We start from the raw sequence: 1,254 nt of genomic DNA on the forward strand, positions 1-1,254 counted from the left end.
TGTACTGGTCAACCCAAATTGGACACTTTTAGTTGAGAATTTTCAAATTCTACAGGTGACAGATCACCATTAGCAGAATGAAGTCGCTCCAAGTTGTAATATTTCATGTAAGCAGTCACATCTTGCTTCATAAACTCCCTTGTTGGTTGAGCAACTTTAAAAATCCAATCGTGTTTCAAACTACCAAAGAAACGTTCAACGACGGCATTATCCCAACACGCACCCACATCCCCCATACTGGCTCGGATACCATAGCTCGATAGCAGCTTACCGAATTGCTTGCTGGTATACTGTGAGCCTCGGTCACTGTGAAATACCAGCCCTCTGGCCGGTTGACGCAGGTTGTAGGCTTTCATTAATGCCTTAGATATCAAATCCGTGGTCATACGCTTGTCTATGTGCCATCCAACAATCCGGCGTGAATATAAATCCATTACCACTGCCAAGTACATCCAGCCTTCACCTGTTTTTAAATAGGTCACGTCACCTGCCCAAACCTGATTTGCGGATACTGGGTTAAAGTTCATGTTTAACAGATTATCAGCCACTGCATCAGAGTGTTTTCGCTGTGTCGTCACCTTGTAAGCTCGTCGCTGGGTAGCTTTGAGTCGAAGGCGGTGCATAATTTTACGAACGAGATAGCGACCAACCTGGTAGCCTTCCTTGCGCAATTTCTTCACCATTTCACGATTCCCTAAGCTGCCTCGACTTTGCTTAAATAGCTGTCGAACAAGGCGATAAAGCTTCAATGTTTCAAGGCTTATCACATTTGTAGGGCGTTTATGCCAATCGTAATAGCCTGACTTACTGACACTCATTACTCGACATAACAGTGCTATAGGGAACAGGTTTGATTGCTGTTTGATGAAGCGAAATTTTACTTCATTTTTCTCGCAAAGAAGGCACTTGCCTCGGCGTGCCCCTTGGGTATTTTTAAAATTTCTTTCTCCATGCGTAATTCTTTGTTTTCTCTACGCAATCTTTTTAACTCATCACGTTCCGATTCTTCTAAGGCGATACCTTGTTGTAGGGCTTGGTGTTTTTCCTTCCAGTTGTAAAGCAGACTAGTGCTAACCCCAAGAGACTTTGCTGCATCAGCAACACTATAACCTTGCTCTAGCACCATCAAGACGGCTTCATCTTTATATGCTTGAGGATAACTCTTATGTGATTTTTTTAGACTCATATAGACCTCTTAATTTATTGACCATACTGTCTCAAAATTAAGTGTCCGATGGAATTAGACCAGAACAG

At 42.7% G+C, this 1,254-nt stretch carries 1 pseudogene; it reads right to left on the reverse strand.

The features are described 5' to 3' along the window. Positions 1–8: 8 nt before the first annotated feature. A pseudogene (locus H5073_RS17925) lies at positions 9–1,186 on the reverse strand (IS3-like element ISSde6 family transposase). Positions 1,187–1,254 lie beyond the last annotated feature (68 nt).

Origin of the sequence: Shewanella sp. SR44-3, assembly GCF_014163735.1 — a bacterium.
Lineage (GTDB): Bacteria > Pseudomonadota > Gammaproteobacteria > Enterobacterales > Shewanellaceae > Shewanella.